The 4,555-nt window shown below is 43.2% G+C and carries 3 protein-coding genes; 2 read left to right on the top strand and 1 reads right to left on the bottom strand.

The features are described from left to right. Positions 1–105: 105 nt before the first annotated feature. Positions 106–2,274 (bottom strand): penicillin-binding protein PBP2A, encoded by a 2,169-nt coding sequence (pbp2a, locus tag ABPH35_RS10445; protein WP_405054585.1) that lies wholly within the window; start codon positions 2,272–2,274, stop codon positions 106–108. A 305-nt stretch (positions 2,275–2,579) separates the two neighbouring features. Between pbp2a and ABPH35_RS10450 the strand changes: the two genes are divergently transcribed. Continuing rightward, positions 2,580–3,548, top strand: coding sequence for an NAD(P)/FAD-dependent oxidoreductase (locus tag ABPH35_RS10450; protein WP_349989609.1), 969 nt, complete (start codon positions 2,580–2,582; stop codon positions 3,546–3,548). Positions 3,549–3,552: 4 nt separating this feature from the next. Continuing rightward, positions 3,553–4,452 (top strand): RluA family pseudouridine synthase, encoded by a 900-nt coding sequence (locus ABPH35_RS10455; protein ID WP_349989610.1) that lies wholly within the window; start codon positions 3,553–3,555, stop codon positions 4,450–4,452. The last annotated feature ends 103 nt before the right edge of the window (positions 4,453–4,555 follow it).

A 4,555-nucleotide genomic window follows, 5' to 3' on the forward strand; every position in this document is an offset into this window, starting at 1 on the left:
ACTTTGGGAGTCTATGGAAACGAGAAAATCAATCATTGTAGTCACCTCTATCTCTAGTTTACTACTTTGATTGATTTTGTCACTATGTATGTCGTTTTCTGAAAACTATCTTTTCTTCATGCGTTTGTCGTGCCAACTCTTGAGATTATCCCAAAGGGTTTTGGCGCGTTCTGGAAGCTGAGCATCAATGATTTCTTGCTTGGTTTGCTCCAGCAAGGTCTGAGCTTTATTTTTGATATCGTTGATATGTTCTTGATAGTTCCCGATGTTTGGAATAGGATTTGATTGGCTTGACGGAACGATTCCATTTTGAACATAGGCATTTTCAACTGTAAACTCCGTGCCAGCTGTATTCGGCAAGATAGAGCTAGCTACCATCTGGAAGACTGCAGGAGCCATCCAGGAATTACTGTCATCGATATAGTGTTGCTCATCTGTTTTTTCAAATCCAACCCACTGGCTGATGACAAGGTCTGGAGTATAGCCGATTAGCCATTGGTCATTTGTCAAACTAGCATCAAAACTCGTTTCCGTTGTCCCTGTTTTTCCTGCAAGAGTATAGCCGTAAACAGTTGCGTTAGTTCCTGTACCATTGCTGAAGGTTCCCAGCATCATGGAGGTCATCTTCTCTGCAGCGGCCTTATCCATAATGCGTGTGGACTCTCCCTTGTGATTCACCAACACCTTACCACTTGCTGTTTCAATGCGAGTAATCAGGTGAGCATCTCTCATAACGCCACCATTTGCAAAGGTTGCGTAAGCTTGAGCCATTTCAAATGGGTTAGTAGAGACGCCACTCCCAATCGCAACACCCAAAACTCGATCTACCTTATCCATGTTCAAGCCAAATTTTTTCCCATACTCAAATGCCTTATCAATTCCTACAGTATTGACAACCGCAACAGCGGGAAGGTTATAAGACATGGCTAAGGCTTGATACATGGGCACGGTTTCTGAGGTTGAAAAATCATAGTTATGGAGTGTGTAGGTCCCGTAGGTTTCTGTGTGATTGTCCAGTTCCCTATCAATCGACCAACCTGCCGCAACAGCGGGAGTATAGGCAACCAACGGTTTAATCGTTGAACCTGGGCTACGTTGAGCCTGGGTCGCAAAATTAAAGCTGCGGTAGCTTGTCTCCCCTGTACTGTTGACCCGACCGACTAGAGCCCGCACCGCACCAGAAGCTGGTTCCATTGCTACACTGGCTGATTGAGCATGTGATCCATCATAAGCCGAACTTGGGAACAGGCTTTCATTATTATAAATCAGCTGCATACTAGTCTGCGAATTTTGGTCTAACTCCGTGTAGATGCGGTAGCCATTGTTAATAATATCACTTTCCTTTAGTCCATAGCGGTCAATCGCTTCTGCTAGAACCGCATCAAAATACGAGGGATAATTGTAATTGCTTTGCCTGCCTCCATAAGTGTCGTTCAATTGACTACCAATATCAATCTGCGCATCGGTATCTGCAGTTGCTTGATCAATATAGCCGGCATCCACCATCGCTTGAAGGACGGTATTTCTCCTGTTGGTGGCATATTCAATCGAATAGTAAGGATTGTAAATCTCAGGACCTTTCAACATCCCTGCAATCGTCGCTGCTTGCTCTACAGTTAATTGACTGGCTGATGTCCCAAAGTATTTCTGGCTTGCATCTTCAACGCCCCAGGCACCATTCCCAAAATAAGCATTATTTAGGTACATGGTGAGAATTTCTTCCTTACTATATTTTTTGTTGATTTCAAGAGCAAGGAAATACTCGCGTGCTTTTCGACTGATGGTCTGATCTTGAGTAAGAAAGGCATTTTTGGCCAGCTGCTGGGTAATAGTTGAGCCACCGCCAGATTTTCCAAGAGTCAGTACTGCAAGAAGGGTTCGCTTGTAATTGATTCCTGAATTTTTATAAAAAGTGCGATCCTCCGTCGCAACAACAGCCTGCTGCAAATTCGGACTGATGGCATCTAGTTCTACATAAGTTCCTTTTTGTCCAGACAAGGCGCCTGCTTCATTGCCATCCTTATCATAAATAACTGTCGTTGCTTTTAGGGCAGCCTGCAAATCTCCAACATTCGCCGTTTTCGCTAGGAAAAATAAATAGCCTCCCACCGTTAAAACTAGCAATCCAAAGATAATCAAAAAAATCTTCGTTAGTTGATAGCGCCGCCAGAACCGGCGAATCGGCTCCGGGATACGAGATTTTTTCTTTGGTTTTGCTTCACCTTCTGTCAATTTACGACGTCCTCGTCTCAATGGAAGTGAATCTTGTTCCATTACGTCATCTTCTCTTCTGTCAAATTCATTCATATCGCTCTTCCTTTCTACTAATTTTGTACCATTATACTATATTTTACACCATTCGGCCTGATAAAACCTTTAGAAGTAGCTCTAGGGTATTGACATCCCCAGCAGAACAACAGCATAAAAATAAATCAAGTACATAGACCTAAAAGGATTAGAGCGATACACCTTGTGATATCAAATACTCCAAATGACCACACTGTCATTTGTTTATCATTTCAACCATCCTGTCAATATTATGGTAAAATAGAGATATTCTGACTGAAAAGAGGATTCCAATGACAGAACTATATGATATTACTATTATCGGAGGCGGTCCTGTAGGACTATTTACTGCTTTTTATGCACATTTACGTCAGGCCAAGGTGAAAATCATTGATTCACTTCCCCAACTAGGCGGCCAACCTGCTATCCTATATCCTGAAAAAACGATGCTGGATATCCCAGCTTTTCCTCGCTTGACAGGACAAGAATTGATAGATAATCTTCTAGCCCAACTTGCCCCATTTGAAACCAGTATTTGCCTCAACGAAACGGTGACTAGTATTGAGCAAGGAGAGCAGTTTACCATTACCACATCAAAGGGAGAACACGCTTCTAAAGCCGTTATTATTGCCATGGGAGGCGGTGCTTTCAAGCCACGTCCGCTAGAAATCGAACAGGCTGAAACCTTTGAAAATATCCACTATCATGTAGCAAATATCCAGCAATATGCAAACCAAAACGTAGTCGTCCTTGGCGGTGGGGATTCTGCGGTTGACTGGTCACTCGCCTTTAATGAGCTAGCTAACACGACTCATATTGTTCACCGCAGGGACAATTTCCGGGCTATGGAGCATAGTGTTGAAGCTTTAAAATCATCAGATGTTACAATTCATACGCCATACATTCCAAAGGCGCTCCAGGGAGAAAATGGACAGGCGACAGCGATTGAATTTGCCAAGGTCAAAAGTGAAGACACTCTGACCTTGCCTTTTGACCACCTCTTTGTCAACTATGGCTTCAAATCTTCTGTCGGTAGTTTGAAGGACTGGGGGCTGGATTTGCACCGCAATCGGATTTTGGTCAATAGCAAGCAAGAAACTTCTATCTCTGGGATTTATGCGGTTGGAGACTGTTGTTTCTACGCTGGAAAGGTTGACTTGATTGCCACAGGATTAGGAGAAGCGCCAACTGCTGTTAACAATGCCATGCATTTTATCAATCCCGCTGAAAAGGTGCAACCAAAGCACTCCTCTAGTTTATAATTCTATGAAATATACCATTACCATTCCTGAACAATTTCCCGCCATGAGTGTCAAGGAATTGTTAGAAGACTATTTTTTAATTCCACGAAAAATCCGCCATTTCCTGCGAACAAAAAAGCATGTTCTGGTCAATCAACAGATTGTCCACTGGCAAAGCAGGATTCAAGCAGGAGATAAAATGGAGTTAATCTTTGATGAGGAAGATTATCCGGAGAAAGCCATTCCTTGGGGGAAGAGCGAGCTTGTGGAAGCCTTGTATGAAGATGAGCACCTGATTGTTGTCAATAAACCAGAGGGCATGAAAACACATGGCAATGAACCTTCTGAAATCGCCCTGCTGAATCATGTTTCTGCTTACGTACAGCAGACCTGCTATGTGGTTCATCGCCTCGATAAAGAAACGAGTGGGGCTATCTTATTTGCCAAAAATCCTTTTATCCTACCGATTCTCAACCGACTCTTGGAAGACAAGGTGATTTTCCGTGAATACTTGGTCATCTGCCAAGGTCATCTGTCGAAAAAAACATGGACAATAACAGACAAAATCGGACGGCATCGTCATGATCGGCGCAAACGAATCGTTGACCCTAAAAACGGCCAAATGGCTAAAACAACGATTACACTCGTAAGGGAGACTGGCAAATATAGTCTGGTCAACTGCCAATTGGAAACAGGACGAACCCACCAGATTCGCGTCCACCTCTCACATCATGGACACGCGATTGTCGGCGACCCTCTATATAGCCACATTGCTGCAGATAGGCTCATGCTCCATGCCCACAAGCTTACCTTTACGCATCCCTTTACATTAGAGACCATTTCTGTCCATGCCCATTCAGATAGCTTTGAGAAAAAGCTAGAGACATTCCCAGAAGGAGAAAAGTTTGAAAAAAGTCAAAGTTAATTGAGCTATTGTTTACCCAAATTTTGGGCATACTAAAAAGAGGTCTTGAAACCTGATTTTTAAAATGAAACGACGTTAAAACCGTGTTGTTGTGCGTATCGAA

Origin of the sequence: Streptococcus handemini (genome assembly GCF_040984445.1) — a bacterium.
Lineage (GTDB): Bacteria > Bacillota > Bacilli > Lactobacillales > Streptococcaceae > Streptococcus > Streptococcus handemini.

Excerpts from the sequence above, each read along its gene's own strand:
- pbp2a (WP_405054585.1), bottom strand. The coding sequence starts at position 2,274 with ATGGAACAAGATTCACTTCCATTGAGACGAGGACGTCGTAAATTGACA.
- ABPH35_RS10455 (WP_349989610.1), top strand. The coding sequence starts at position 3,553 with ATGAAATATACCATTACCATTCCTGAACAATTTCCCGCCATGAGTGTC.
- ABPH35_RS10450 (WP_349989609.1), top strand. The coding sequence starts at position 2,580 with ATGACAGAACTATATGATATTACTATTATCGGAGGCGGTCCTGTAGGA.